This window comes from Kushneria sinocarnis (assembly GCF_003633775.1).
Classification (GTDB): Bacteria; Pseudomonadota; Gammaproteobacteria; order Pseudomonadales; family Halomonadaceae; genus Kushneria; species Kushneria sinocarnis.
In genome coordinates this window covers 96,543-120,679 of the sequence record NZ_RBIN01000008.1, presented here as the reverse complement: position 1 = coordinate 120,679, position 24,137 = coordinate 96,543, and the positions used below count along the sequence as shown (strand labels likewise).

General features: G+C 64.9%; 21 protein-coding genes. 6 read left to right on the top strand and 15 right to left on the bottom strand.

Going from position 1 to position 24,137, the window contains the following annotated elements; translation table 11 throughout:
- Nucleotides 1–102 precede the first annotated feature (102 nt).
- Nucleotides 103–1,725: an amidase gene (locus C7446_RS13815; protein ID WP_170150095.1), complete on the top strand. Its 1,623-nt coding sequence runs from the start codon at nt 103–105 to the stop codon at nt 1,723–1,725.
- A 71-nt stretch (nt 1,726–1,796) separates the two neighbouring features.
- Nucleotides 1,797–2,186 carry an I78 family peptidase inhibitor gene (locus C7446_RS13810; RefSeq protein ID WP_211327960.1) on the top strand — a complete coding sequence of 130 codons (390 nt, stop codon included), beginning with the start codon at nt 1,797–1,799 and terminating at the stop codon, nt 2,184–2,186.
- Here the strand turns inward: C7446_RS13810 and C7446_RS13805 are convergent.
- Together C7446_RS13805 and C7446_RS13800 are read right to left on the bottom strand one after the other, a co-directional pair.
- Nucleotides 2,164–3,195 carry an acyltransferase family protein gene (locus tag C7446_RS13805; protein ID WP_121173708.1) on the bottom strand — a complete coding sequence of 344 codons (1,032 nt, stop codon included), beginning with the start codon at nt 3,193–3,195 and terminating at the stop codon, nt 2,164–2,166. The two genes, C7446_RS13810 and C7446_RS13805, sit on opposite strands and share 23 nt — an antisense overlap.
- Nucleotides 3,196–3,301: 106 nt before the next feature.
- A complete protein-coding gene (locus tag C7446_RS13800; protein ID WP_170150094.1) occupies nt 3,302–4,525 on the bottom strand; it encodes an EAL and HDOD domain-containing protein in 1,224 nt (407 codons plus the stop codon).
- Nucleotides 4,526–4,862: 337 nt separating this feature from the next.
- Here C7446_RS13800 and C7446_RS13795 point away from each other — a divergent pair, with 337 nt between their 5' ends.
- The 3 genes from C7446_RS13795 (at nt 4,863) to C7446_RS13785 (ending at nt 8,123) form a co-directional block, all read left to right on the top strand.
- Nucleotides 4,863–5,720 carry an SDR family oxidoreductase gene (locus C7446_RS13795; RefSeq protein ID WP_121173706.1) on the top strand — a complete coding sequence of 286 codons (858 nt, stop codon included), beginning with the start codon at nt 4,863–4,865 and terminating at the stop codon, nt 5,718–5,720.
- Between the two features lie 158 nt (nt 5,721–5,878).
- Nucleotides 5,879–6,772 (top strand): methyltransferase domain-containing protein, encoded by an 894-nt coding sequence (locus tag C7446_RS13790; protein WP_121173705.1) that lies wholly within the window; start codon nt 5,879–5,881, stop codon nt 6,770–6,772.
- Entirely contained in the window at nt 6,759–8,123 is a 1,365-nt protein-coding gene (locus tag C7446_RS13785) for an APC family permease (protein WP_211327959.1), read from the top strand. The genes C7446_RS13790 and C7446_RS13785 overlap by 14 nt, the downstream gene beginning before the upstream one ends.
- A gap of 8 nt (nt 8,124–8,131) precedes the next feature.
- Here C7446_RS13785 and C7446_RS13780 read toward each other — a convergent pair whose 3' ends face one another.
- The 12 genes from C7446_RS13780 to C7446_RS13725 all read right to left on the bottom strand — a co-directional run bounded on the left by C7446_RS13780 (nt 8,132) and on the right by C7446_RS13725 (nt 20,518).
- Nucleotides 8,132–9,193 carry an ion transporter gene (locus C7446_RS13780; protein WP_121173704.1) on the bottom strand — a complete coding sequence of 354 codons (1,062 nt, stop codon included), beginning with the start codon at nt 9,191–9,193 and terminating at the stop codon, nt 8,132–8,134.
- 64 nt (nt 9,194–9,257) lie between these two features.
- Nucleotides 9,258–10,088, bottom strand: a complete 831-nt coding sequence (gene nadE, locus C7446_RS13775; protein ID WP_121173703.1) for an ammonia-dependent NAD(+) synthetase — start codon at nt 10,086–10,088, stop codon at nt 9,258–9,260.
- Nucleotides 10,089–10,127: 39 nt separating this feature from the next.
- On the bottom strand, nt 10,128–10,640 hold the full coding sequence (locus tag C7446_RS13770) for a CinA family protein (RefSeq protein ID WP_121173760.1): 513 nt from the start codon (nt 10,638–10,640) through the stop codon (nt 10,128–10,130).
- Nucleotides 10,641–10,770: 130 nt separating this feature from the next.
- Nucleotides 10,771–11,547: a DeoR/GlpR family DNA-binding transcription regulator gene (locus C7446_RS13765; RefSeq protein WP_121173702.1), complete on the bottom strand. Its 777-nt coding sequence runs from the start codon at nt 11,545–11,547 to the stop codon at nt 10,771–10,773.
- Nucleotides 11,548–11,613: 66 nt separating this feature from the next.
- On the bottom strand, nt 11,614–12,519 hold the full coding sequence (locus tag C7446_RS13760) for an NAD(P)-dependent oxidoreductase (RefSeq protein WP_121173701.1): 906 nt from the start codon (nt 12,517–12,519) through the stop codon (nt 11,614–11,616).
- A 48-nt stretch (nt 12,520–12,567) separates the two neighbouring features.
- Nucleotides 12,568–13,575 carry a 4-hydroxythreonine-4-phosphate dehydrogenase PdxA gene (pdxA, locus tag C7446_RS13755; RefSeq protein ID WP_121173700.1) on the bottom strand — a complete coding sequence of 336 codons (1,008 nt, stop codon included), beginning with the start codon at nt 13,573–13,575 and terminating at the stop codon, nt 12,568–12,570.
- Nucleotides 13,572–14,945: a four-carbon acid sugar kinase family protein gene (locus C7446_RS13750; RefSeq protein WP_121173699.1), complete on the bottom strand. Its 1,374-nt coding sequence runs from the start codon at nt 14,943–14,945 to the stop codon at nt 13,572–13,574. The genes pdxA and C7446_RS13750 overlap by 4 nt, the downstream gene beginning before the upstream one ends.
- Nucleotides 14,946–15,117: 172 nt before the next feature.
- Nucleotides 15,118–16,359 carry a nickel pincer cofactor biosynthesis protein LarC gene (gene larC / locus C7446_RS13745; RefSeq protein ID WP_121173698.1) on the bottom strand — a complete coding sequence of 414 codons (1,242 nt, stop codon included), beginning with the start codon at nt 16,357–16,359 and terminating at the stop codon, nt 15,118–15,120.
- Nucleotides 16,356–17,096 (bottom strand): nickel pincer cofactor biosynthesis protein LarB, encoded by a 741-nt coding sequence (larB, locus tag C7446_RS13740; protein WP_121173697.1) that lies wholly within the window; start codon nt 17,094–17,096, stop codon nt 16,356–16,358. Before larB ends, larC begins: the two co-directional genes overlap by 4 nt.
- The gene (gene larE, locus C7446_RS13735; RefSeq protein ID WP_121173696.1) at nt 17,089–18,015 is read right to left on the bottom strand and encodes an ATP-dependent sacrificial sulfur transferase LarE; all 927 of its coding nucleotides are present in this window, start codon (nt 18,013–18,015) and stop codon (nt 17,089–17,091) included. The genes larB and larE overlap by 8 nt, the downstream gene beginning before the upstream one ends.
- A gap of 33 nt (nt 18,016–18,048) precedes the next feature.
- A complete protein-coding gene (gene larA / locus C7446_RS13730) occupies nt 18,049–19,311 on the bottom strand; it encodes a nickel-dependent lactate racemase (RefSeq protein WP_121173695.1) in 1,263 nt (420 codons plus the stop codon).
- 79 nt (nt 19,312–19,390) lie between these two features.
- A complete protein-coding gene (locus tag C7446_RS13725) occupies nt 19,391–20,518 on the bottom strand; it encodes a 2-keto-3-deoxygluconate permease (protein WP_121173694.1) in 1,128 nt (375 codons plus the stop codon).
- 308 nt (nt 20,519–20,826) lie between these two features.
- On the opposite strand from C7446_RS13725, the gene C7446_RS13720 reads away from it, so the two are divergent.
- Nucleotides 20,827–21,132 (top strand): hypothetical protein, encoded by a 306-nt coding sequence (locus tag C7446_RS13720; RefSeq protein ID WP_121173693.1) that lies wholly within the window; start codon nt 20,827–20,829, stop codon nt 21,130–21,132.
- Between the two features lie 80 nt (nt 21,133–21,212).
- Here C7446_RS13720 and C7446_RS13715 read toward each other — a convergent pair whose 3' ends face one another.
- Entirely contained in the window at nt 21,213–24,095 is a 2,883-nt protein-coding gene (locus C7446_RS13715) for an MASE3 domain-containing protein (RefSeq protein ID WP_121173692.1), read from the bottom strand.
- Nucleotides 24,096–24,137: the final 42 nt, after the last annotated feature.

Below are 24,137 nucleotides of genomic sequence, written 5' to 3'. Positions count from 1 at the left end.
CAGCGTCGATATCTCTGGCACATACACGCATGCCATACCCCGGGGGAGGGTCGTATGCGACTGGCGCGACTGCGTCGATGGGCACTGCCGGGGGGAGTGCTCATGGTTCTGGCGAGCATCGGTTTCCTGCATGCCGGCCCGGTGGCGGCCGGTTCGGGGTTCGATCCGCTGAACGCCACCCTGCCCGAGCTGAAGGCAGCACTGGACAGCGGGGCGATCAGCTCGGCCGAGCTGGTACGCTTCTATCAGCGCCGCATGCGGGCCTATGACGATCAGGGGCCGCACATCAATGCCATCCTGCACCAGCACAACCGACAGGCGCTCGAGCGCGCCCGGCGGCTGGATGCGCGCCGCGATCAGCAGGCGCATGGCCCCCTCTACGGTATCCCGTTCGTGGTCAAGGACAATATCGATGTCATCGGCCACCCCACCACCGGTGGTTCGATGGCGCTGAAATCGGCCATGCCCGAAGACAGCGCTACCCTCGTCAGACGGTTGCAGAACGCCGGGGCCATCGTGCTGGGCAAGGCCAACATGACCGAGTTCGCCGCCAGTTACGGTCAGCCCGGTTACAGTTCGCTGGGCGGGGTATCGCGCAATCCGCGCAATCCCGATTACAGCGTGCTCGGCTCCAGCAGTGGCCCGGCGGCGGCGGTGGCGGCCAATTTCGCGGCCTTTGCCGTGGGCACTGATACCGAAGGCTCGGCCCGGGGACCGGCGCATGCCGCCGGCCTGGTGGCCGCGCGGCCCACGCTGGGCCGGGTCTCCCGCGATGGCGTCATTCCGCTGGCGCTGTCCTTCGATACCCCGGCCCCGCTGACCCGCAGCGTCACCGGTGCGGCCTGGGTGCTGGAAGCCATGAGTGGCACCGACAAGGCCGACGATGCCACTAATGTCAATCAGCAGCATCCTCCCCGCTTCACAGGCCCCCGCGAGGGAGCGACGCCATCTCCGCAAGAGCAGTTGCAGCAGGCCCGGATCGGGGTGATCCGACAGCGTGATCATGGCGATCCGGCCATCGAGCAGCGGTTCGGCCGCGCCTTGCACGAGATGGAGGATGCAGGTGCCCGGCTGGTCGATGTGCGGCTGGGGGAAATCTATTACGATCTCTGGCCGAGCGTGGTGGCGCCGGTCCACGAGGCCGAGTTCGAGCCACAGCTGGAGCGTTATCTGCGCCAGTTCGGAGAGCACCAGCCTCATGATCTCAGGCAGCTGCTGGCGCGCTGCGAGCGCATCAATCACCGCCGGCAGCAGCAGCCGGGCAGTGCTTCGCAGGAACCGCCCATCTCGATCAGTCGCATCCGCGGCATGAAGGAGCGGCTGGAGGAGAGCATGGCAGGCTCGCCCCGCTATCTGGATGTGCTGACCCACCGGCTGCCGAAACTGCGCGACCGTCTTCGCGGTTTCATGCAGGAAAACAGGCTCGATGCACTGATCTTTCCCACCGAGGCGTGTGCGGCGCCGCCGCGCGAAGGGGTGTCGGTGCAGGGATATGACTGTGATAGCCAGCACCCCTTTGCGCTGGGGTATATTGCCACGGCGACCGGATTTCCGGAGATTACCCTGCCGATGGGCACGCTCGACAGCCGGATCCCGGTGGGCGTATCGCTGCTCGGCCGCGATTTCGATGAGCGCCAGCTGTTCGAGCTGGCCGGCGCACTGGAGCAGCTGCTGCCAAACCTGCCGGTGGCGGCGGCTACGCCGGCGCTGCCACGGGATCCCTGAAACGTTGCCGTGATCGCCGTCAAGGGCGCAGAATGCGTCCCGCAATGGCGCATCAATAGCGGGAGACCACCATGGCGGGTGATGCTGCCGGCATCGGCAATGCAGCGCGGAGCCGGATTCTTGTACTGGGAATGATGACCCTGCTGACCGGCTGCAGCTGGTTCGGGGGCGGCAATGATCGCTCGCAACAGACCGGTGATGCCGCCCGCCAGGGCGCTCCGGTCCCTGCCGGTACCCTGCCGCAGCAGGCCGATCCGACCACCTGCGGTGCCGATCGGCTGGAGGAACTGGCCGGCCGGTCGCTGGAACCGGGCGTGCGCCAGCAGATCGTCGACCGCTCCGGAGCCGAGCAGTATCGGGTGGTCGGCCCTCACACCATGGTCACCATGGATTTCAATCCGCAGCGTCTGGACATCCGAGTCGATGACAACCAGCAGATTAGCGGCTTTGACTGCGGCTGAGCCGCGCCACCGGCAACTGCCGTTTCAGCCAGCGTGACAGGCGGGTCTCGATCCACTCGAAGCTGGCCCAGGAGAGCAGGCCGATCAGGGCGATGCAGGGCACCAGGGTTGCCAGCAGATCCCAGTCGTAGTGTTCGTAAAGCACCCGGTGGCCGGTCCACAGCACGATGATGTGGATCAGATAGACCGAATAGGACTGATCGCCCAGCTTTCTGAGCCAGTGCTGACCGCGGAACAGCGGTTCCAGCCGGATCAGCGCGGCCACCAGCACCGCGGCCGGCGCGCCCCAGACCAGCAGCCGCCACGGATGGCGATCGGCAAAGCAGAGCATGGTGGCCATTGCCGCCAGGGCGGCCAGCAGGGCCGGCCAGTAGTGTCCGGTCGGGTTCAGCCAGCCCCTGCGGTACAGGATGCCCACGCCGATGCCGAGCAGGAACTCGTAGATGACCGGGTTGGCGTAGAAGCTGCTCAATGGCGTATTGAGCGCGAGTACCGGGCATACCACCACCACCAGCAGGGTAACGGTGATGGCGCGAAAGCGTGACGGCAGGGTGCAGGCCAGCGCAAACAGACTGTAGAAGAGCATCTCGAAGTTGAGGGTCCAGCCTACCGGCAGCACCGGGTAGTAGCCGAAATCGGCCGGGTTTTCATGGGGTATGAAGGCCAGCGACATCAGCAGCGATTGCCAGTCGACGCCATAGACCGGCATCAGATCGTGGCCGAGCCAGATCATGACCGCGGTGATCAGGGTGCAGAGCCAGTAGGCCGGCGCCACCCGTGCCAGGCGGCTCCAGAGAAACCGGCCACTGCCGATGTCGCGGCCCTGGGTGGTGATGTAGATGACAAAACCACTGATGATGAAAAAGATATCCACGCCCATCTGACCGCGGGTCGACAGCATGTATCCCAGCCACGTACTGGCATCGAAGCCGAAAAAGACCTGCATGACGTGATGACAGACCACCATCCATGCCGCCAGTGCCCGTAATGCCTGTACCGAAATCAGCATGGAAAGCCTTCCCGTTGCCCATATTGCTCGAAACCTTCACGGACAAAGACAGGTAAACGCCGTTTTTTTATCGCCGGTGATACAAAAAATTACGCTTTCGGCGGGATCAGGTCGCGTTGTGCATCAATGCGATGGCGCTGTCATAGGCTTCGGCGACGGCGATGGCGTCGAGATTGAGGGTGTCGAGTCGCGGCCAGTCGATGGCGGCCCAGCGGTCCTGCTCGAACAAAAGCGCCGTTTCCAGCACCAGACCCAGGGGGCCTTCTCTGGTGAGCAGGGCGGCCCGGATCTCCTCATGCAGGGGGACCTGGGCGATGATGTCGTCCAGTGGCTGATCGAACAGGCTGTCGAGGCAGGAGAACAGTCCGGTGGTAAAGCCCATTTCGGCAAGCCCGGGAAGATGCTCGGTGAGCCGCTGGCAGAAATGGCCCCGCAGGATGGCCAGCCGCTGCAGGGCATGGGGCTTGTCGTCGAGCTGGGAGAGGACCAGCAGGCTGGCCAGCCCCCGGATGCGGTTCAGGCCGAGTGACATGACCGCGCCCTCCAGCGAGGTGATCGGTTGGCTCCGCTGGTAGAGGGCGGACTGGGCCAGGCGCAGCAGCCGCAGGCTCAGGAAGGGATCATTGCGAATCAGCCGGCTCATCTCGTGTATGCCCAGCCGTGGGCGGTTGAGTTCCGCCAGGACGCTCAGTGCGCTGAGCCGGTTGATCGGCATGATGCTGCCATGCACCGCTTCCGGACGGGCCAGGAAATAGCCCTGGAAGAGGTCGCAGCCGGCGTCACGGCAGTGCTGGAACTCCTGATGACTTTCGATCTTTTCGGCCAGCACCCGCAGCTTCGGGTTGTAGCGGTGAAGTTGCGCGACGGTCGCCCGGAGGGTGCCGGCGTCATAGGCCGGATATTCGAGCTTGACGATATCCGCCCAGGGCAGGAAGGGGTGGTTGCTGTCGGTCAGGACATAGTCATCCAGCGCGATGGTATAGCCGCGCTGATGCAGGGTCTGGAGGGCGGCAAGGGTGCTGTCGCTGGGGGTCACGGTCTCCAGCACTTCGATGACAATGGTGGCCGGATCGAACGGGATGTGGTGGCTCAGGGTTTCGGCCGTGAAATTGACGAAGGCCGGCTGCCCTTCACATACTTCGCCGATATCGGTGGCGGTGAAGGCGTTGAGCAGCACCTGACTGGTGGCGCGATCGCCATCAAGTTCGCTCAGTGTTGGTGCGGAGCTGTCAATCGGACGAAACAGCAGTTCGAAACCGGCCAGTTCGAGTCTGCGGTTGTAGATGGGCTGACGAGCGTAGAGCACACCCTGGCGAATGGCGTCAGTCATGATATTCCTTTCGGGTTTTGCACGAGCTGAGATCGGGTGGGTCGTGAAGGCAGCTCTGCTATCCTGTACTGCTTCACGGGCTTGCGTAACGGCTACTCCATGCCCGGGTATCTGTCCAGCGCCGGTTCCCTGTGGCGTTCCGAATGGCCATATCGGCAAAAATACATGCAATTTCATGATGCCGCATGACAACGACCGGCCGACGGCGCGGCAAGCGGCCTGAAACATTAAAGAAAGGCGATGTCCGGCCGACACGCACTGCGCATGGCGCAGCTTCCCGGTAGCGTGCGTTCGCTCGGACTGTTGTCATGACACCGCCCAGGGAGGACAAAAACCCATGTCGACCGCGCCTACCGAGCCGAGCCGACAGCCCACCGTACTGATCACCGGCTGCTCCAGCGGTATCGGGCAGGCGCTGTGCCGCGCCTTCGATGCAGCAGGCTACCGGGTCCTTGCCGGCGCCCGACGGGAAGAGGATCTGACCCGGCTGGCGGCTTCCGGCTGGACGCCGATCCGGCTCGACGTCAACGACGACAGCGCCATCGACGCGGCCGTCGACTCCCTTCGAACGCAGCTGACCGGTCTGGATGTGCTGATCAACAACGCCGGTTACGGCGCCATGGGGCCGGTACTGGATTTCGAGCGCGATCGCCTGCGTGCCCAGTTCGAAACCAATGTGCTCGCCCCGGTGGCCCTGACACGCGCCTGTCTGCCGCTGCTGAGCGCCCGGCAGGGCTGCGTGATCAACATCGGCAGTGTGGCCGGGCTGCTCACCTCGCCCTTTGCCGGCGCCTACTGCGCTTCCAAGGCCGCGCTGCACCGGCTGACCGAGGCCATGCGCATGGAGCTCGATCCGCTGGGCATCGATGTCATCCTGGTACGGCCCGGCGCCGTGGCGTCGAGTTTCGGCCAGCGGGCGCTCTCCGAATTTCATGCCCGGCTGCAGCCGGACTCGCCCTGGCAGCCCTGGCAGGAGGCCATCGACCGGCGGGCCATCTCCTCGGAGCGCCTGAAGCCCACGCCGGCTGACCGGCTCGCCCGGCAGCTGGTGGCGGCCGTGGCCCGCAGACGCCGGCCCCGGCTGATCCGGGCCGGTCAGGGCGGTGTCGCGGTCGCGCTGGCGGCACGATGGCTGCCCGGCGCGCTGCGTGAGCGGCTGCTGATCCGCTATTTCGGCCTTCATAAGCGAAACTGAATTTTGCCTGCCCGGTCCTGGGCGGGCCTTAAACACGGCCTTCGGTCGTGGCCGGATTCCCCCGGGTTAACCACTCTTGAATCGGTAGCCGGCGAACCTGTCTGCCGGGGTGGCAGTGCCGGCAGCGTCGAGTGATCGGAATTACGGGAGAAGAGGCTATGATCATCGGGCGTTCCCCGCGGTGGCATGCGCTGATCGGTACCATTCTGCTGGCCGGCGGACTCCTTTCGCAGGCCCATGGCGAGCCCCGGCTGCCGGAAGAGGACGGACAGGGCGCCGGGGAGATGATCCAGCCGGTCGAGCTGGATGTCCCCTTCGTGCCGACGCCCGAGGTGGTCGTGGAGCGGATGATGGCGCTCGGCGAAGTCGAGGCGGCGGACTATGTCATTGACCTGGGGTCCGGCGATGGCCGCATTGCGGTGGCGGCCGCCGAGCACGGTGCCGACCGGGTGCTGGGCGTGGATATCGATCCGGATCGGATTCGTGAAGGGCGCATGAGGGCCGAAAGGGTGGGCGTTGCGGAGCAGGTCGAATTCCGCCGCCAGGACCTGTTTGAAACGCCGATCGCCGAAGCCGATGTCCTGACGCTCTATCTGCTGCCTTCGGTCAATCGTGATCTGCGTCCGAAGATCCTGCATGACATGCAGCCCGGCAGCCGGGTGGTCTCGCACGCCTTCGACATGGATGACTGGCAGCCGGATGTGCACGATACCACCACCGGCCGGGATATCTACCTGTGGATCGTGCCGGCGGATGTGGCCGGACGCTGGCAGCTCACTCATCAGGGCCGCGATATTGCACTCGAGTTCAGCCAGCGTTTCCAGCGGCTTCAGGGGGGCGCCAGAATCGACGGTCGCCAGGTCACGCTGACCGAGGCTGAACTGCGGGGCGATCGTATTGCCTTTACCCTGGACGATGGCGGCACACCGATGCGTTTTCACGGCCGGGTCGAGGGGGATCGCATGCGTGCCGCCGAACCGGTGCCGGCCATGACGGGCGCATCGCCGGTGCAGCCCGCACAGGCGTGGCAGGCAAGCCGTGACAACACCTGAGGCAGCCGAGCCGCCGGCGCAGGGAGCGGGCCCCCGTGGTGCCCTGCGCGTGCGGGATGGCATTGCCATCATGGTGGGGGTGGTCATCGGGGTCGGCATCTTTCGAACCCCGCCGCTGGTGGCGGCGTATGCGGGCAGTGAATGGCTGTTCCTGGCAAGCTGGCTGATCGGCGGTATCATCACCCTGCTGGGGGCCATGTGCTATGCCGAGCTGGCATCGAGTTATCCGCATGCCGGGGGCGAGTATCACTTTCTTTCCCGGGCCTTCGGCCGCCGGATGGCCACGCTGTTCGGCTGGGCGCGGGGCGTGGTCATCCAGACGGGGGCCATTGCTGCGGTCGCCTTTGTCTTCGGTGACTACGCCACGCGCCTGCTGCCGCTGGGCGAGCATGGCGCAGGCTGGTATGCGGCGCTCGCCATCGCGCTGCTCACGCTGCTGCATCTGCGCGGTACCCGGCAGGGCGGGCTCGCCCAGCGCTGGCTGACCCTGCTGACCCTGATGGCGTGTCTGATGGTGATTCTGGCCGGCTGGCATCATGGCGGGCTGGCCGCGTCGCTGCCGGTCGGGACCGTACGTCCCGCGCTGCCGGAGCTGGAATTCCCGGCACTGGGAATGGCGATGGTGTTCGTGCTGCTGACCTTCGGAGGCTGGAACGAAGCCGCCTATCTCTCTGCCGACATGCGCGACCCCGGACGCAGCATGGTCCGGGTGCTGCTGCTCGGTACGCTGATCCTGGTGCTGCTCTACGGGGCGATCAATCTGGCCTATCTGAGTGTGCTGGGGCTGGAGGACCTGCGCAGCAGCGAGGCCGTCGCCGACGAGATGATGCGCCGGGCCATGGGCGAGGGAGGTGCGATGATCCTGACCCCGGTGATCCTGGTGGCGAGCCTGTCCACGCTCAACGCCACCCTGTTTACCGGCGCCCGGGTCTACTATGCCCTGGGGCGTGATCTGCCACTCCTGCGCTATCTGGGAAGATGGAATGCCCGGGGAGACCATCCTGCCCGCGGCCTGATCGTTCAGGCGGTCATGGCCCTGCTGCTGGTACTGATCGGCAGCGCCAGCCGGGACGGCTTTCAGGCCATGGTGGATTATACCGCCCCGGTGTTCTGGTTCTTTCTGATGATGGTCGGAATTGCCCTGATCGTGCTGCGCCGGAGCGAGCCGGCGCATCCGCGCCCCTTCCGGGTGCCCGGTTATCCGCTGGTTCCCCTGTTGTTCTGCCTGGTCTGTGCCGGACTGGTATATTCGAGCCTGCAGCATGCCGGCAGTGGCGGGCTGCTGGGCATCGCCATCGTGGCGCTGGGCTGCCCGCTGCTGATCCGCTGGCGTACGCCGGCTTCCTCCTGAGCCGTGGTCTATCCGGCAGGGGGCTGGCCGGGCTCTTCCTTCCAGCGCTGCGTGGCCACCTCCTCCTTGATGATCTCCAGCACCTCGACCATGGCTTCCTCGAGCGAGTGGCTGTCATCGCGCCCGATCCGGGTCATGACATCGAAACCGCTGTCGGCCAGCTCGCCGGCCAGCTCCCGGAATTCCGGCGAGCGCATGCCGATTACCGCTTCGCGGATCAGGCGGCTGACCACATCGGCCAGCGTCTCGTCGAGTGCCTCGACCACGCTGGCTCCCATCGGCATGCGGGACAGCCGGCGCATGCCGGGGTTCTCGGTGACGGCGCGGTGAATCAGCCCGGTCACCCAGGTCTCCACATGGTCGCGATTGTGCCCGTAGCCTTCGCTGACGATGGTGTTGACCCGCTGGGCGATATCGTCGATCAGCTGCTGCTTGCGTGGCCGCAGTACCCGTTCGACCACCTTTTCGGGCAGGCGGTTGCTCTCGCGGATCTCCTCCTGCAGGTTGCCCAGCAGCTTGAGCGCCACGCGATCGGAGAGCTCCTCCAGCAGGATCTGATAGTAGTGATTGAAAAACAGAAAGATGCGCCAGCGCGTCACATCAATGATGCCCATGCGCTGCAGCCGGACCATCAGTCCGATCACACGCAGAATACGCAGCATGCGAAAGCCACCGACCGGCAGGCAGCCCAGCACGTCGTACCAGTGAATGAAGGGGTAGTAGAACCAGCGGTAATAGCGGCGCTCGAGGATGGCCAGCGCCCAGCTGGCCAGTACATCGAACGCCAGAATGGCAACGAACCAGAGATCGATGGTGGTGAAGTGCCGGTGCAGCCACTCGCCGGCCTGGTGCAGCTGGGGTGAGAGGGACTGCAGCAGCGCCGGCAGTGGCGTCAGCACATAGAGGGTATCGAGCAGGATCAGTGCCAGACTCAGCGACACCAGGGCCACGATGGCACTGTCCCAGCCGATATAGAACAGCTCGCGCCAGCGGGGCAATGACCGATCGGCACGCTGCGTCTGCCATCTGCCGGGGGTCTCGCGACGGGCGTCGCCTGGTTGTTCGGTCATGTCAGCCTCCTTGATTGCTCGCAGTATCTCAGAGGCTCACGACCGTGGCGTCAAGCAGTTGCGTTCATTCCGGGGCGCGAGGCAGTTCGCGCTTGTGTGCCGTCTTGCGATACGCCTCGACAATGGTGCGCTCGACATGCTCGCTGACCGACCGGCCTTCCAGATAGTCGTCGATGTCATCGTAGCTGATACCGAAGGCGTCCTCGTCGGAGCGCTGCGGCGTCAGTGACTCCAGATCGGCGGTCGGGGTCTTGCCGGAGATCGACTCGTCGGCCCCCAGGGCATCGGCCACGGCGCGGATGCGGCGCTTGTTGAGTCCGCCCAGCGGGGTGATATCGCAGGCGCCGTCACCGAACTTGGTGAAAAAGCCCATCACCGCCTCGGCGGGATGATCGGTACCCACCACCAGACCGTCGTGGGTGCCGGCTACGGCGTACTGGGCGATCATGCGCTGACGCGCCTTGATGTTGCCGAGCACGAAATCCTCGTGATACGCGTCACGGAACTCGAGCCCCCCCTGTTTCAGCGTATCGAGCTGGGCGTCGCTGGCAGGCTTTACATTGATGCCCAGTTCCCGGTCGGGACGAATGAATTGCAGCGCGTGTCGGGCGTCGCTTTCATCGGCCTGTTCGCCATAGGGCAGGCGCAGTGCGTAAAAGGTGGCCGGGTAGCTCTGCTCGCGCAGGCGCTCCACGGCAAGCTGACACAGACGCCCGGCCGTGGAGGAGTCCAGACCGCCGCTGATGCCCAGTACCAGGGCACTCAGGCCATTGTCCCGGAGCTGGTGGCAGAGGAACTCGATGCGCTGCTCGATGGCCTGCTCGGCTTCGAAGCTGCCTTCGACGCCGAGGGCTTCGATGATTTGCGATTGCTGCGAGGTGGTCGCGGTGCTCATTGCCTGATGACTCCCTTCCTGCAGAAATGTAACGGCGACTCAGGAGGCCTGCGAGGACTGACTGGCCTGCCGATGGTAGTCGCTGATGCGATTGAGGGCGTAGTGGGCTGCTGCCATGCGCACCTCATTGCGATCGCCGTCGAAACGGCGGGTTTCGGAGAGCACGATATCGCCCGAATCGAAGCGAAAGCCCCAGGCGAAGCAGACCGTACCCACCGGCGTACCATCATCTCCCGCCGCCGGGCCGGCCACGCCGGTATTGGCCAGCGTGACGGTCGCATGGGTATTGTTCAGGGCGCCCTGGGCCATGGCGCGGGCGATCACCTCGCTGGTCAGCGAGTACTGCTCGAAGAGGCTATCGTCGATATCCAGATAGCGCTGCTTGGCCTCGGGCGAGTACACCACCAGCCCGGAATCCAGCAGCTGGCCGGTGCCCGGTATGCTGACCAGCTCCGAGACGATCAGACCTGCCGTGCAGGATTCCGCCGTGGCCATGACCAGCTGCTGCTCGGTCATGAACTCCACGACACGATTGAGTTCCCGTTCATCCATGAAACCGGCCTCCGTGACGGTCATTGTCGATTCATGACCACTACTGTCCCAGCCCGGGCGGGCGTTGGCCATTACCCAGGTTAGGCTTGGCTCGCCATGACCGGGGAGCACGGCGGCAAATCACGGTACTTCAGGGCCCGGTGGCGGGCAGGCCGTTGCAGATCTCGGCCCCCTGGGCACGAAAGGTGTCCAGCAGGGTGTCATCATCGGCATCGGTAATCAGGCTCCAGCGCCGCGGCAGCGGGGTCCAGTGCTGCTGGCTGGCCCGCCCGAGCTTGGTGGCATCGGCCATGACGTGGAGCCTGGCTGCGCGCTGGATCATCGCCTCCTTCAGCCAGGCCTGCTCGGGACTGGCTTCACACAGCCCCATCCCGGCCACGACGCCATCGGCGCTCATGAATACCCGATCCACGCTGACCCGCCCCAGCGCAGCGTGGGCCAGACGGCCATGGGTGGTCATGCTCGGCACGCGCAGATCGCCGCCGAGCACGGTGACGTGTCCTTCCGGCAGGTCACCGAGCGCGGCGAGTGCAGTGAGGTTGTTGGTCAGCACATGCAGGCCGCGTCTGGCCCGCAGGCAGTCGGCCAGTGCCGCGGTGGTGGTGCCGCCATCGAGCAGCAGGGTTTCGCCATCATGCACCTGCTCCAGCGCCAGCTGGGCCAGTCGGGCCTTGATGTCCCCCTGACGCTCGCGACGCTGCTCCAGGGTGAGTTCGGGTTCGCGAGGGCCGAGGCGCGCCGTGGCGCCCCCGTAGGTACGCACGACCAGCCCCTGTTCGGCCAGCGCGCCCAGATCGCGTCGCACCGTGGCTTCCGAGACCCCGAAGTGGGCACACAGGGCTTCCACTTCGGTCATGCCGGCAAGCACGGCATCGAGCATGGCCTGACGGCGTCGGGCAACCTTCATCTTCTTCTCCCGCAACAACCCCGAGTCGTGACCGATTGTGGCATGTTGTTCGCTGCAGTGTGTCGATCACTGACCCAGGGAAATGCCGTGGCGAGCAGCGACAATATCGGAAAGTTCCGGCACATAGCGCTCGCCTTCCCCATCGGCTTCGGCCTGGGCATAGAGATCGCGGACTGCCCGGGCAACACCGGCCTCCATCTGCAGGCTTTCCGCCAGCTCGACCAGATAGCGGGTGTCCTTGTGCGCGTTGGTCAGCGCAAAGGGATGGGCGTTGCGATCGCGTTCGAGCACGTACTGAAAGAAGGTGCGGTAGAAGCCGCTGTCCATGCGTGACCCCCGGATCACGCTATCGAACACCTGGGGGGTGATACCCGCCCGGGCGCCAATGGCGAGTGCTTCGGAGAAGATGGCGCCATAGCCCATGGCAAGGAAGTTGTTGAGCAGCTTCATGGTATGGCCGGCCCCGGTAGGCCCGACATGAATGATGCGTGCCGCCCAAGTCGAGATAACCGGTTCGAGCCGAGCGAGCGTGGCGTCGTCGGCGCCCACGATGGCCTGCAGTTCCCCGCTCTGGGCCTGAGCCGGAATGCCCCCCAGCGGCGCATCGATGAAGGTAATGCCGTCCTCGGCCAGCGATCGGGCGAGCTCTCGGGTCAGGGTGGGCTGTGAGGTCGAGCAGTCCACGATGATCAGATCGCGTCCGCCGGCCTGACGTGCCCCGGTCTGAAGACCGTCATCACCGGTCACGATCCGCTCGATCTGCGGGGCGCCGGGCAGGCAGAGAAAGACGATATCGCATCGGGCGGCCATTTCGGCCGGGGAGCTGACTTCCTCGGCGCCCAGGGCGGTGAGTTCCTCGACGGGACGGCGGTTGCGGTGACCCATGACGGTCAGCGGATAGCCGGCACCGAGCAGATTGCGGGCCATGCCTTCACCCATCAGGCCCAGACCGATGAATCCGATTCTTTCCATGATGGCAGCTCCTTTCGTGTGGTGTCGGACATGCGGTTCGGGCGGGGCTCAGGCCGTATCGGCATACCGGGTGGCCAGTTCCACGGCCTGGCGCAGCGCTTCGAGCATGCTGCGTTCATCGGCAAGGCCCTGGCCTGCGATATCAAAGGCGGTGCCGTGGTCGACCGAGGTACGAATGACCGGCAGGCCGACGGTGACGTTGACGCCGGCTTCAAGCCCCATGACCTTGACCGGGCCATGTCCCTGGTCGTGATACATGGCGACCACGCAGTCGAAGTCACCGCGCCCGGCGCGGAAGAAGAGAGTGTCCGCCGGCAGAGGCCCTTCGACGTCCCAGCCGCGGGCACGCAGGATATTGATGGCGGGAACGATCTTCTCTTCCTCTTCGCCATGGCCGAACAGGCCGTTCTCCCCGGCATGCGGATTGATGCCGCACACCGCGATGCGTGGACGCTCGATGCCGGCGCGCGTCAGGGTGGCATGGGCACGCTCGATGGTGCGCTGGACCAGGCCGGGTTCGATGCGAGCGATGGCATCGAGCAGGCCCATGTGAGTGGTGACGTGAATCACCTTCATCTTCGGGGTGACCAGCATCATCGAGACTTCATCGATGCCGGTCAGGTGAGCCAGCAGTTCGGTATGTCCCGGAAAGATATGCCCGCCGGCATGCAGTGCCGCCTTGTTGAGCGGCGCGGTGCAGATGGCATCGAGCTCGCCGGCCCGGGTCAGCTCGACGGTACGGGCAATATACTGATAGGCGGCGTCACCGGCGATGGGCGAGACTTCCCCCCAGGCCAGATCGGCGGGGATCAGACCGAGATCGATGCAGTCGACGGTGCCCGGGTCGAACCGGGCCTCATCGGGCCGGGTAATGGCTCGTACCTCCAGCGGGCTCTCCAGCCGATGCGCGGCCTCTCCGAGACGGCCGGCATCGCCGATCACCAGCGGACGGCAGAGATCGTGAACCGAGGCGTGTGCGAGGCTCTTGATAATGATTTCCGGGCCAACGCCGGCGGCGTCGCCCATGGTAATGCCGACTACGGGTCGCTCGCTCATGTCTCTTCCTCGTTGCGTGTCATCGTGCCGGGTCCCTGCTGACTGAAGCCATGTTCGTCCGGGGTGGAAGCAGCCGCGCTGCCGCGATAGCGCTGCCAGAGTCGGGCCAGTGCGGTTTCATCACCGAAGCCGCCGGCCTTGGTGATGACGCGCAGCGGCGCGCCCTCGAGTTCGGTCAGCAGCCCGGCCATGCCGGTATCGGGCTCCTCGATCAACTGCAGCGTGTCGATCCCGGCGCTGGTCAGCAGGGCGCGGGCGGTCTCTCCGCCGGTTACGAAGAGTGTGCCGACCCGGGAAAGCGTTGGCGCCAGCAGCTCGCCGAGATGCCTCGCCAGCAGTGGCCCCTCGGCCGGATTGCGATCACTGCTGCAGGCGATGGTCACCAGTACATCGAGTCCCTGTGCGAGGGCCTCGCCCAGGGCGTGCCCCGTCGCGTTGCGGATGGCGTCATCAGGTGTGCGGCGCAGCTGATCGGGGGTGAGTTCGAAAACGCGCAGCCGGCTGCTGGCCCGTTGCTTCAGCTGTTGCGCCTGCTGCAGGGAAACCTCGGTCATGCTGCCAACGACGCTCAGCATCGGCCGATGCGTGTCAGGCCGCTGGCGATCCGGCAGGGGTTGCGTGGGGGGCTCGGCGCTGCCCATCAGACCGAATGCTTCCGGCAGGTGCCGGCCCAGTCCGGCCGATCCTACATGGAAGACCCCCGTCAGGGCAGCTGAAGCGCTCGCGAGCCGGGCCAGATCACCATCATTTTCACCATCGCAGATCACGGCCTGATAGCCCTGCTGCCGGAACGCCTGCAGCTGTCGGGCGAGCTCTTGAATGGTGTGACGCAGCTGCTCCAGATCAAGATGAACCGTTCTCAGCCCGACGGCCTGCAGCATGGCGACCAGATCGGCGCGCCCGGCGAGCCCTTCGTTGCGCCATATTTCACTCTCTTCCACCGGCTGATCGTGCAGCCACTGATGACCGTTGCGTGTGGTGCGCCCGGTGGCGGGGAAGGCCGGAGCGACAATCGCCATACCGGCCAGCGGTACCAGTGCGGCAATTTCAGCGGCCACATTGCCGCGCAGGGTGGAGTCGAGCTTCTTGAACAGATGGCGATAGCCTCCCTGCCACTGCTGCCAACCGTCGACACAGCGCTGAGCCGCTTCATCGGGTGACAGGCGGCGGCTGTCGGTATCGATGGCGACCACGTCGGCCGCTGCCCCCGCATCGGGCGAGAGCGAGATCAGGGTGCGCAGTCCCCGGCTGGCACAGCCGACTGCGCTGTCTGCCGTGCCGGTCAGGTCGTCGGCCAGGATCAGCAGTGAAGTGGTGGACGGCGGCGAAGCAGTTCGGTTGCTCCGGGGCGCAGGAGTAGCGGTCGACATGGCAAGTGTCCGATCAATGATTGATCATAAAATGATTGAATTGATCAATATTGGCAAGTAGACCATCGCAGGGTGATCGCCTGGAAATACTTCGGAACCTTTGTTAACCGGAGCTTTTCAGGATATTTTGGGATCGGTCATTTTTGATTGTTTTGATCATTTGTGTCCTGGTTCATGCGTCTGCATCCGGAGGGGAATCGGGCCGTCGGGCTTCGAGGATCAGCCTCCTCACCTCCTCGAATGAGCGGCTGTGCTGACACGCGAGGCGATGTATGTCGTCGAATTCGGGGGCGACGTGCAGTTCATGGCCATCGAGCAGACCAATCTTGATCCGGGCTTCGCCCAGCGGCGTGGTCACCGTCTCGGTATGCCGCTCGAGCGCCAGTCGTGCACATTCATGCCGGCGCACACCGAAGGTGGGGGTATGTCTCAGCAGCAGCCCTTCCAGTCCTGCGACATCGGACGGGCGGGCAAGGACGGTGACCAGCGTGCCGGGGCGGGACTTCTTCATGGTGACCGGTGTATGGAACACGTCCAGTGCGCCGGCCTCCAGCAGCAGTGACAGCGCATGGCCCAGCTGCTCGCCGGTGGCATCATCGAGCTGGCACTCCAGTACCGTGATCGATTCGCGGGCAGGCGCAGCGGGTTGTTGCTCGACGGGTTGCTGCTCGAACAGTACCGCACGCAGCACATTGGGGTGATCGAAGTCGCGACGGCCGGCGCCATAGCCGATCCGCAGCGGGGTGGCCGCCGGCAGTGTGCCGAACTGCCCGACCAGCACCTGCAGAAAGGCGGCGCCGGTGGGGGTGGTCAGCTCGCCGGGAGCGTCGAAAGCCGACAGCGGAACATGGCGCAGCAGCTCCAGGGTGGCCGGCGCCGGAATCGGGAAGCGGCCATGGGCCATACTGACCACGCCATGACCGACCGGGACCGGGGAGGCCGTGAGGATGTCGATGTCGAGCTGCTCCAGCGCCAGGCAGACGCCGAGGATGTCGATGATCGAATCCATTGCCCCGACCTCGTGCAGGTGCACCTCGGCCGGGTCGATGCCGTGGATGCGTCCTTCGGCTTCGGCAATGGCGGTAAACAGTGCCTGCGCCCGCTGCCGTACCCGTGATGGCAGGTCGGCGGTTGCGAGCATGGCGAGGATGTCGCCGGCGCGGCGGTGGGGGTGGTCATGGGCATGAGCGTGATGATGAGCGTGTTCGTGCCCATGATTGCCCGGCTGGATGTGCAGCAGTCGGGCGCTGATGCCGCAGCGGTCGACCCGTTCGCAGGCCAGTTCGAAGTCATCCAGCGGCAGGCGCTGCAGGTCGCATTGAATGCTCCCGATATCGGCGCCCAGATCGATCAGCGCCGCCAGCAGCATGTCGCCGGCGATGCCAAAGGTACAGTCGATATGCAGTCGGTTCATGACCCCGGGGCGTCCGCGTTGTGGGAGAAGTCGACCGGTGCCGGGTTCACGCCGTGTGCCACCAGGCCGAGAATGCTGGCGGCCTGCCAGGCGGCGCCAAAGCCGTTGTCGATGTTGACCACGCTCATGCCGGTGGCACAGGCCGAGAGCATGCCGAGCAGGGCGGTGACGCCCTGCAGGCTGGCGCCGTAACCCACCGAGGTGGGGACGGCAATCACCGGATTGCGTACCAGCCCGGTGACCACACTGGGCAGGGCGCCTTCCATGCCGGCGACCACGATCAGCACGTCGGCGCGGGCGATCGCGGTGCGATGGGCGAGCAGCCGGTCGAGCCCGGCCACGCCGACGTCACTGAGCCGGGCCACTTCCACACCCAGCCACTCCAGCGTCTGGGCCGCTTCCTCGGCGACCGGCAGATCGGAGGTGCCGGCGCAGATCACGGCGACCCGACCCGGCAGGCGCCCGGGGGCCTCTCCCCAGCGCAGCAGCCGGCTGGCAGGGTCATAGGTGCCCCCGGGATGATCACGCAGCACGCATTCGGCGCGCTCGGCATCGAGCCGGGTAACCAGCGCGCGCCGGTGACGCTCGCGCAGGCAGGTCACGATGGCGCTGATCTGTTCGGCCCGCTTGCCTTCGCCGAAGATGACTTCAGGGACACCGTTGCGTGCCTCGCGGTCATGGTCGACGCGGGCAAAGCCGAGATCGGCGATGCGCTCGTTGTCGCTGTGTTCACTCATGGGTGGTCCGTGTGTCGGGCTCGAGCATGCGGGTCATGCTGCCACTGCGATAGCCGGCAAGATCGAGCGTGACCCAGTGATAACCCAGTTCGGTGAGCTCGCTGACCAGCCGGTCATGATGTTCGAGCAGGCGGGGCATGTCGGCGGGTGCGACTTCGATACGGGCGAGTTCGCCATGGTGGCGTACCCGCAGCTGCCCGATGCCCAGGGCACGTACCCGGCGCTCGGCTTCGGCGATACGCTCGAGCTTTTCCAGCGTGATCCGTTCGCCATAGGCCACCCGGGAAGAGAGACAGGCCAGCGAGGGCTTGTTCCAGGTGGGCAGGCCCATGGCCTGCGAGAGTTCGCGAATCTCGGCCTTGTAGAGCCCGACCTCGTGCAGCGGCCCGCGCACGCCGTGTTCACGCGCGGCGATGGTGCCGGGGCGATGCTCGCCGATATCGTCGGCAATCAGGCCGAACACGATATTGTGCAGGCCGGCTTCGACCATGACCGGTGCCAGATGAGTGAACAGCCCGGACTTGCAGTAGTAGCAGCGACTGGCGTCATTGTCGGCGTAGCCCGGGATGTCGAGCTCCGAGGTCCGGATCACCCGATGTGGTGCGTTCAGCTGCCGCGCCAGCTCGCGGGCAGCATCGAGCTCCTCATAGGGGTAGGATTCGGAGTCGGCAGTTACCGCCAGTACATGTTCCCTGCCCAGCGTGTCCAGCGCCACGGCCAGTAGAAAGGTGCTGTCGACACCGCCGGAGAAGGCCACCACGACATCGCCCATTTCACGCAATACTGCGCGCAGCTGCTCGAGCCTGGCCTCCAGCGCCGTGCCCTCGCTGACGTCATGGGTCAGCTGTGGTCCGCTCGGGCCAGCGGGTGGGTCGACCGAGACATGTTCGATCCGATTGCTAAAGCTCACATCGCTCATGAAAATCCTTCCGGGATTGTGCGCATCCGGTGATCATTCATCCACATAGGGAACGGTCAGCGGCCCCAGCGGCATGACCGCGACTCGCATGCCGTTACCATAACGCTTTTGCAGCGTGGCGAGGGTGGCTTCGATGTCGTGCGTCGGCTCCAGCAGGGCCCGGCGCGTATGGTCGTCGCTCAGGGTGGAGTAGAGCATCACGTTGGCAAAGCTCTGGATGACCGCCTGCTTCTGGACCTGCCACTGATCGAGCATGGCAAACTCCGGGTCCTCGATCATCTCGAGCAGGGCCTGCGGGGTATCGGCCATGGTCAGAATTTCGGCGAACTTGCCGTGCTCGGGAATGCCATCCGAGCACTCTGCCGCCATGATGATGGTGCCGCCCTCGCGCACGATCTTGTGCGCCGCGCTCATGCCCTTGACCGCCTGATAGAGGTTCTGATCGAGCGGATAGCCGGAGTTGCCGGTGATCACGACATCGAAGCGTTCGTCACAGCGCACCATGGCGTGTTCGAGTTCATGTTCACAGCCGCGGCGGTGGGCCTCGGTCATGTCGCCGGCGAAGACCTTCGTGATCGCCTTGTCGCGATTGAGGGTGACATTGAGCATGAAGTGCGGTGGGCAGAGCGCATTGATCTCGCGGGTCATCGCCTGCAGCGGATTGTCCGCCATGTTGCCCCAGGTCGAGCGCGGATCGCCGATCATGCGGGCGTTATGGAAGGTCATGATGGTCTCGAGCCCGGCAATGCCCGGCATGATCCCCTTGGGCCCGCCGGAGAACCCGGCAAAGAAGTGCGGCTCGATGAAGCCGGTGACGATGCGAAAGTCGGCCTCGACATAGCGGCGATTGAGCCAGGAGGGGCAGCCGAAGCTGTTGTCGCCGACGTTGATCAGCTCGTCGTAATTGTCGCAGTGGTTGTTGATGATCTCGATGTGATCGACCACCCAGTCGCCCAGCATGCCGCGCAGCTCGTCTTCGGTCTGATCGCGGTGGGTGCCGGTGCCATTGATGATGACGAAATGGTCATGCGGGACATGAGCGAGCGTGTCGATCAGCAGTGGCACCAGCAGATGATTGGGCGTCGGGCGGGTGATGTCGCTGATGACGATGGCGACCCGATCCTCGGCCCGCACCATCTCCTTCAGCGCTGGCGTGTCGATGGGCGCGTCGAGCGCGGCGCGAATGGCGTCCTCGGGCGCTGCGAGGGCGTGCTGGACCGGTGGCTCGACCACGAAGGTGTCCTCGGGCAGGTCGAGGGGGAGTTCGCCCCGACCGTAGAGCAGTGATGTCTGCATGTTGTCTCCTGCCGGATTGAAGCGGCCGGCTCGGTGGCCGCTTCGTTCAGCATAGCCTGCATGATTGACGCCGGGCCGTTCAGGCGCTGTCCGCGGTGGGGCGGGGCGCCTCCTCCGAAGCGTTTGTGGCATCGCGCTCGACGGTACCATCGATCCCGCGGCGGCGCTGCCAGCGATCCACCAGCATGACGGCAGCTGGCCCCAGCAGCGCAGTGGTCAGGGTCGAAATGGAAATCTGCGACGTCGCAATGGACACCAGATCCTGATACTGCTGCGCCTCTGCAGCGCTCATCATGCCGGAACCGGCAGCTACCGAAGCAGCCGCTGCGATGGCGGCCGGTGTACCAGCAGCATTGCCGGCAGTAGTTGCCTCCGAAATTGGTGCGATTACGCTGCGTTCACGGAACAGCCGAAAGACCAGGATGCCGATCCCCCCGGTCAGTACCGTGGTCATTACCCCAAGCAGCAATCCGGCGCCCACGACCTCCGGGTTGAAGAAGGCCGCCAGGTTCATGTTGGCGCCAAGCGCAAAGGCGAAAAAGGGAACCGGTAGAATCTCGCCGGGCTTGAGGAAGTTGCGAATATCTTCGTCGAGATTGCCCAGTAGCATGCCCAGTGCGATCGGCAGCAGTACGGCAATGAAAGCGATGACTGGAAACTGGGAGCCCAGCAGACCCAGTGACATCAGGGTGAAGAAGGGGCCATCGTTGAGTGACAGGATGGCAACGGCGCCAGTATCAGAACGGTTTCCGTACTGACTGGTCAATGCAGCATACATACCTCCATTGCCGTTGGTCATGGCGGCTATGATGGCCACCGTTGACAGTCCCAGCAGACCATTGAAGGGTCCGAACAGCCATCCCAGGGTGATCCCGACTGCCAGACCGGTCAGATACTTGGCGGCAACCAGCAGCACACCTTTCTTGAGCGCATGGCCCCCTACTCGCAGATTCATCTGACTGCCGGAGCAGAACAGGAACAGCGCGATCAATACCAGCGCACCATCCTTGAAAAGCTCCTGCGAGAAACCGCCAATGCGCAGAAACTCATAGTGCCCGTCACCGGTCTGACCGGCGCCGAGCCACTGCAGAGATGATGTCACCCAGGGGAGGTGCTGCTGGTCCACTGTATTGAGTGTGGCACCCAGCAGCAGTGGTATTACCATCAGGCCGCCAGGGACCTTCTCGACATTGGCTAGCAGGCGCATGACTGAACCTCCTGACTGTGATCGTCAAACCGGTATTGCGCTGGTCATTGATATTGATCGGAACAATATAAAAATGATTGATTCGATCATTACAGGCAATGCCACTATCGCCGCATGATGGATGGTTTTTCCGTATATAGCTGTAAATAAACGGTTTCAAGTGAGTGTGAGATTGCTCTAGTAAGACCAATGTCCAATAGGCTTCCGGATTATTGATCGAACCGATCGAAGGGCCTGCCTCGATTTTTTGGCAAATCGATGGTTGAACTACACTGTTTGTTGTCGAACCGGGAAAGCAGGAGGCTTTCATGGATATTCGCACGGACAGTGCCATGCGCACTCCCGAAGGCGAAACGCTCGGACGGGTGATCAGTGCCAACGAGCACTACGTCAAGATCGAGACCGGGGCCGGCAAGCATCGCTGGGTGCCGCGCAAGCTGGTACGTGAAGAGGATGAGGGGCTGGTGGCCGATCAGGCGATCGACCGCCAGGCACGGATCGAGGATGTGGATCCCGCCATTGATATGGGCAACGGCTCGGGTCGGGTCGATGAAGCTGCCCGGGAGACCTTCCCTGCCAGTGACCCGCCCGACTTTACGCCCGACAGGAACTGAGCGGCTTCAGTGCCGTGTGCACGGGCCGTCGTGGCCGAGCGGGGTGGCGGCCATGACGGCCGTCTTTCGGCGGCGTCCTGTCAGTCAGTCTCGGCTGCCACGACGATCCGGGCACGGCCGGCGCGCTTGGCGCGGTAGAGGGCGCGATCGGCCTGTTCCAGCAGCTGGGTCATGTTGCTGCCCTGATGCGGCGCTTCGACCAGCCCGGCCGAAAAGCTGCGCTGTTCGATCACGCCCCCGGCCACTGTCAGCCGCCAGTCGCGAAACCGTTCGAGAATCATGCCCAGGCGCCGCTCGGCGACGGCAGCGCTGGCGCCGGGCATGGCCACCACAAACTCCTCGCCGCCATAGCGACAGGCAATATCGCTGGTGCGCAGCATGCCTTCCATCAGGCGGGCGATCGCGCGCAGTACCTCATCACCGATGTCGTGCCCCCAGGTGTCGTTGAGCTGCTTGAAGTGGTCCAGATCCAGCAGCACCAGCGAGAGCGGCTGCTCGCTTGTGGCGCGGCTCAAAAGACCGGGCAGTTCGGCTTCCAGATGGCGGCGGTTGTAAAGCCCGGTCAGCGCATCCCGATAGGCGTCCCGGGTCAGCTGCTGGCGCAGCCGCAGATTGATCACGGCCAGTGTCATGGCCCGTGCGGCATCGCTGGCCATGCGCTCCAGGCGCGCGCGATCCTCGTCATCCTCCGGAGTACCGCGCAGGGTCAGCTTGCCGATGGCGCCGGCGGCGCTCTCCAGTCGTTCTTCATGATGAAAGACGTGCTGTTCGCAGCCGGCGCTTCCCCAGTGGATGCGATGGGCTTCACCTTCGAGCTCCTCGAAGCGCAGTGCCAGTTCGCCGCAGACTTCGGGAAAACAGCCCGGCAGTTCCTGCTCGAGCAGGGCCGGCAGGTCGGAGGGATCGGTCAGGCCGTAAAGCCGGGCGCTCAGCTGGTTGAGATGGCGGCGGTTTTCACCGTAACGCGCCAGACGCTGATTGAGCAGGTGAAGCTCGTTCTCGGCCTGCTTGCGGGCGCTGATGTCATGCACCATCTCGTAGATCAGCCGGCGTCCGCCCAGCGTGATCGGAGCCGTGAAGACTTCCACTTCACGGATTTGGCCGTCTCGGCCGAGATGCCGGGATTCGAAGTGGCTGCCGCCGTGCTCCAGCGAACGCTGGATGCGTTCACGGATCACCTCGAGCGGCGTCATGACCAGCTCGTCGAGGTGCAGCCGGCGCAGGGTTGCCAGGGGGTAGTCGTAATACTCGACCGCGGCCGGGTTGGCGTCCACGATCCGATTGTTGTCGGGGTCGATCAAAAGCTTGATGGCGTTGCCGCTTTCAAAGGTGCTGCGATAGAGCTCGGCGTTCTCCTGCAGCAGGGTGATGGCCTGACGCTGATTGCTGATGTCCTCGATGACCCCGAGATGGTGCCCATCGGGTAGCGGGGTGATCAGCCAGCGGGTCCAGAGTGGCGCGGGGTGGTGACCGGCCAGGCTGATCTCGTGTCTGAAGGGGGTGGTGTCGCCATCAGCCACGGCCGCCTGCCAGCGCTGCCAGTGGCGCCGGATGGCCGGGCGCTGGTCGTTGCCCACCAGTTGCCAGATCTCCTGTGGGGCCTGATCCGAGGCTTCGCCGAGCAGACGCTGCAGGGCCGTGTTGTGCTGTTCGAGTCGGCCCTGCTCATCGAACACCACCAGCCCCATGGGCGCCATGTCGAAGATGGCCTGAAGTCGGCTGCGGACGTTGCCGAGCTCCTGTTCCCGCTCCTTGCCGGCCTGGATGTCGATGGCGGCCCCGACGACCCGGGTAGCGTGGCCGGCGGTGTCGGTGGCCATGATCCGGCCGTTGACCAGCAGCCAGCGCCACTCCCCCCGGCTGTCGAGCAGGCGATGCTCCGAACGCCAGTGATCGGTACGACCCGCCAGATGATCCTGCAGGCTGCGTCGGACACGTTCGCGATCATCGGGATGAACCAGTTCGCGAAACCGGGTGAGCTGGTGGGGCAGGCCCTGCGTCTCATAGCCGAGCAGCCGGGCGAACTCCCGCGAGGTATGGATCAGTCCCTGCTGGGGGGACTGGTCCCAGACGCCGGTAGCGGAGCCGGTCAGGGCCAGCTGCCAGCGCTGCTCCTGATCGGCCAGGGCGTGCCGTGCTTCCTCCAGTGCCTGATAGGGAGCCCGGATCCGGGCCAGAAATACCGCCCGGAACACCAGGGTATAGGAGATCGCCTTGTAGACATGACCGATGACATTGAACTCATCGGTGGCGGTGCTGTAGAGCGTGAAGCAGATTTCCGCCAGGGCCGTGATCCAGGCTGCCACTGCCAGTAACCGGCGCGTATTGCGGTCGCCCGGCGCCCGGCCCTGCAGCAGGGCCGCCCCCGCGCACAGGCTGAGCAGGGCCAGCCCCCACTCGGCTTCGACCTTGAGCGGGGTCAGCCCCTGCCCGGGCACGAACAGCGCCGGGAGATGGCCCGGCGGCCGGAAGCCGCCGTACAGCAGCACCAGGCCGACCAGGGTCAGACAGGTGACGACAAGCCGCACGCGTGCGGGGCCCCACTCCCGCAACGGCATTGCCCCGAGCGCCAGCAGACCGCTGATGGCAAACAGCCGTGCGATCAGCCAGAAGTAGATGCTCTGATTCAGCGAGCCCGCCCGGAACAGGCCGGGCATGCCCTCCATGGTCAGTACATGCAGCACGTCGCCGAGCCCCGAGAGGGCGAACAGGGTGCCCATGACGACATAGGGCCCGGGCACAGGCTGACGATAGCCGTTGAAGATCGACAGCGGCACCAGCAGTGCGACGATGATGCAGACCAGCTCGACCAGGGTATGAAAGCCGAGATAGGCCCTCAGCGAGGCAAACAGCGCCCTCTCCGGCAGCAGGCTCAAAAGCAGCAGGGCCACTGTCAGCGCGCCCAGCAGGCTGCCGGCTCGACCGGCGAGGGCATGGCGCAGAACGGCAGGAAGTGAAGTCATGTCAGCGACGGATCGGGAAGGGCTTGAGGGCACATGATAATG

Bases quoted from the DNA above. Each gene is read 5' to 3' on its own strand.
- C7446_RS13815 (WP_170150095.1), top strand. From the start codon at position 103: ATGGTTCTGGCGAGCATCGGTTTCCTGCATGCCGGCCCGGTGGCGGCC.
- C7446_RS13810 (WP_211327960.1), top strand. From the start codon at position 1,797: ATGGCGGGTGATGCTGCCGGCATCGGCAATGCAGCGCGGAGCCGGATT.
- C7446_RS13805 (WP_121173708.1), bottom strand. From the start codon at position 3,195: ATGCTGATTTCGGTACAGGCATTACGGGCACTGGCGGCATGGATGGTG.
- C7446_RS13800 (WP_170150094.1), bottom strand. From the start codon at position 4,525: ATGACTGACGCCATTCGCCAGGGTGTGCTCTACGCTCGTCAGCCCATC.
- C7446_RS13795 (WP_121173706.1), top strand. From the start codon at position 4,863: ATGTCGACCGCGCCTACCGAGCCGAGCCGACAGCCCACCGTACTGATC.
- C7446_RS13790 (WP_121173705.1), top strand. From the start codon at position 5,879: ATGATCATCGGGCGTTCCCCGCGGTGGCATGCGCTGATCGGTACCATT.
- C7446_RS13780 (WP_121173704.1), bottom strand. From the start codon at position 9,193: ATGACCGAACAACCAGGCGACGCCCGTCGCGAGACCCCCGGCAGATGG.
- nadE (WP_121173703.1), bottom strand. From the start codon at position 10,088: ATGAGCACCGCGACCACCTCGCAGCAATCGCAAATCATCGAAGCCCTC.
- C7446_RS13770 (WP_121173760.1), bottom strand. From the start codon at position 10,640: ATGGATGAACGGGAACTCAATCGTGTCGTGGAGTTCATGACCGAGCAG.
- C7446_RS13765 (WP_121173702.1), bottom strand. From the start codon at position 11,547: ATGAAGGTTGCCCGACGCCGTCAGGCCATGCTCGATGCCGTGCTTGCC.
- C7446_RS13760 (WP_121173701.1), bottom strand. From the start codon at position 12,519: ATGGAAAGAATCGGATTCATCGGTCTGGGCCTGATGGGTGAAGGCATG.
- pdxA (WP_121173700.1), bottom strand. From the start codon at position 13,575: ATGAGCGAGCGACCCGTAGTCGGCATTACCATGGGCGACGCCGCCGGC.
- C7446_RS13750 (WP_121173699.1), bottom strand. From the start codon at position 14,945: ATGTCGACCGCTACTCCTGCGCCCCGGAGCAACCGAACTGCTTCGCCG.
- larC (WP_121173698.1), bottom strand. From the start codon at position 16,359: ATGAACCGACTGCATATCGACTGTACCTTTGGCATCGCCGGCGACATG.
- larB (WP_121173697.1), bottom strand. From the start codon at position 17,096: ATGAGTGAACACAGCGACAACGAGCGCATCGCCGATCTCGGCTTTGCC.
- larE (WP_121173696.1), bottom strand. From the start codon at position 18,015: ATGAGCGATGTGAGCTTTAGCAATCGGATCGAACATGTCTCGGTCGAC.
- larA (WP_121173695.1), bottom strand. From the start codon at position 19,311: ATGCAGACATCACTGCTCTACGGTCGGGGCGAACTCCCCCTCGACCTG.
- C7446_RS13725 (WP_121173694.1), bottom strand. From the start codon at position 20,518: ATGCGCCTGCTAGCCAATGTCGAGAAGGTCCCTGGCGGCCTGATGGTA.
- C7446_RS13720 (WP_121173693.1), top strand. From the start codon at position 20,827: ATGGATATTCGCACGGACAGTGCCATGCGCACTCCCGAAGGCGAAACG.
- C7446_RS13715 (WP_121173692.1), bottom strand. From the start codon at position 24,095: ATGACTTCACTTCCTGCCGTTCTGCGCCATGCCCTCGCCGGTCGAGCC.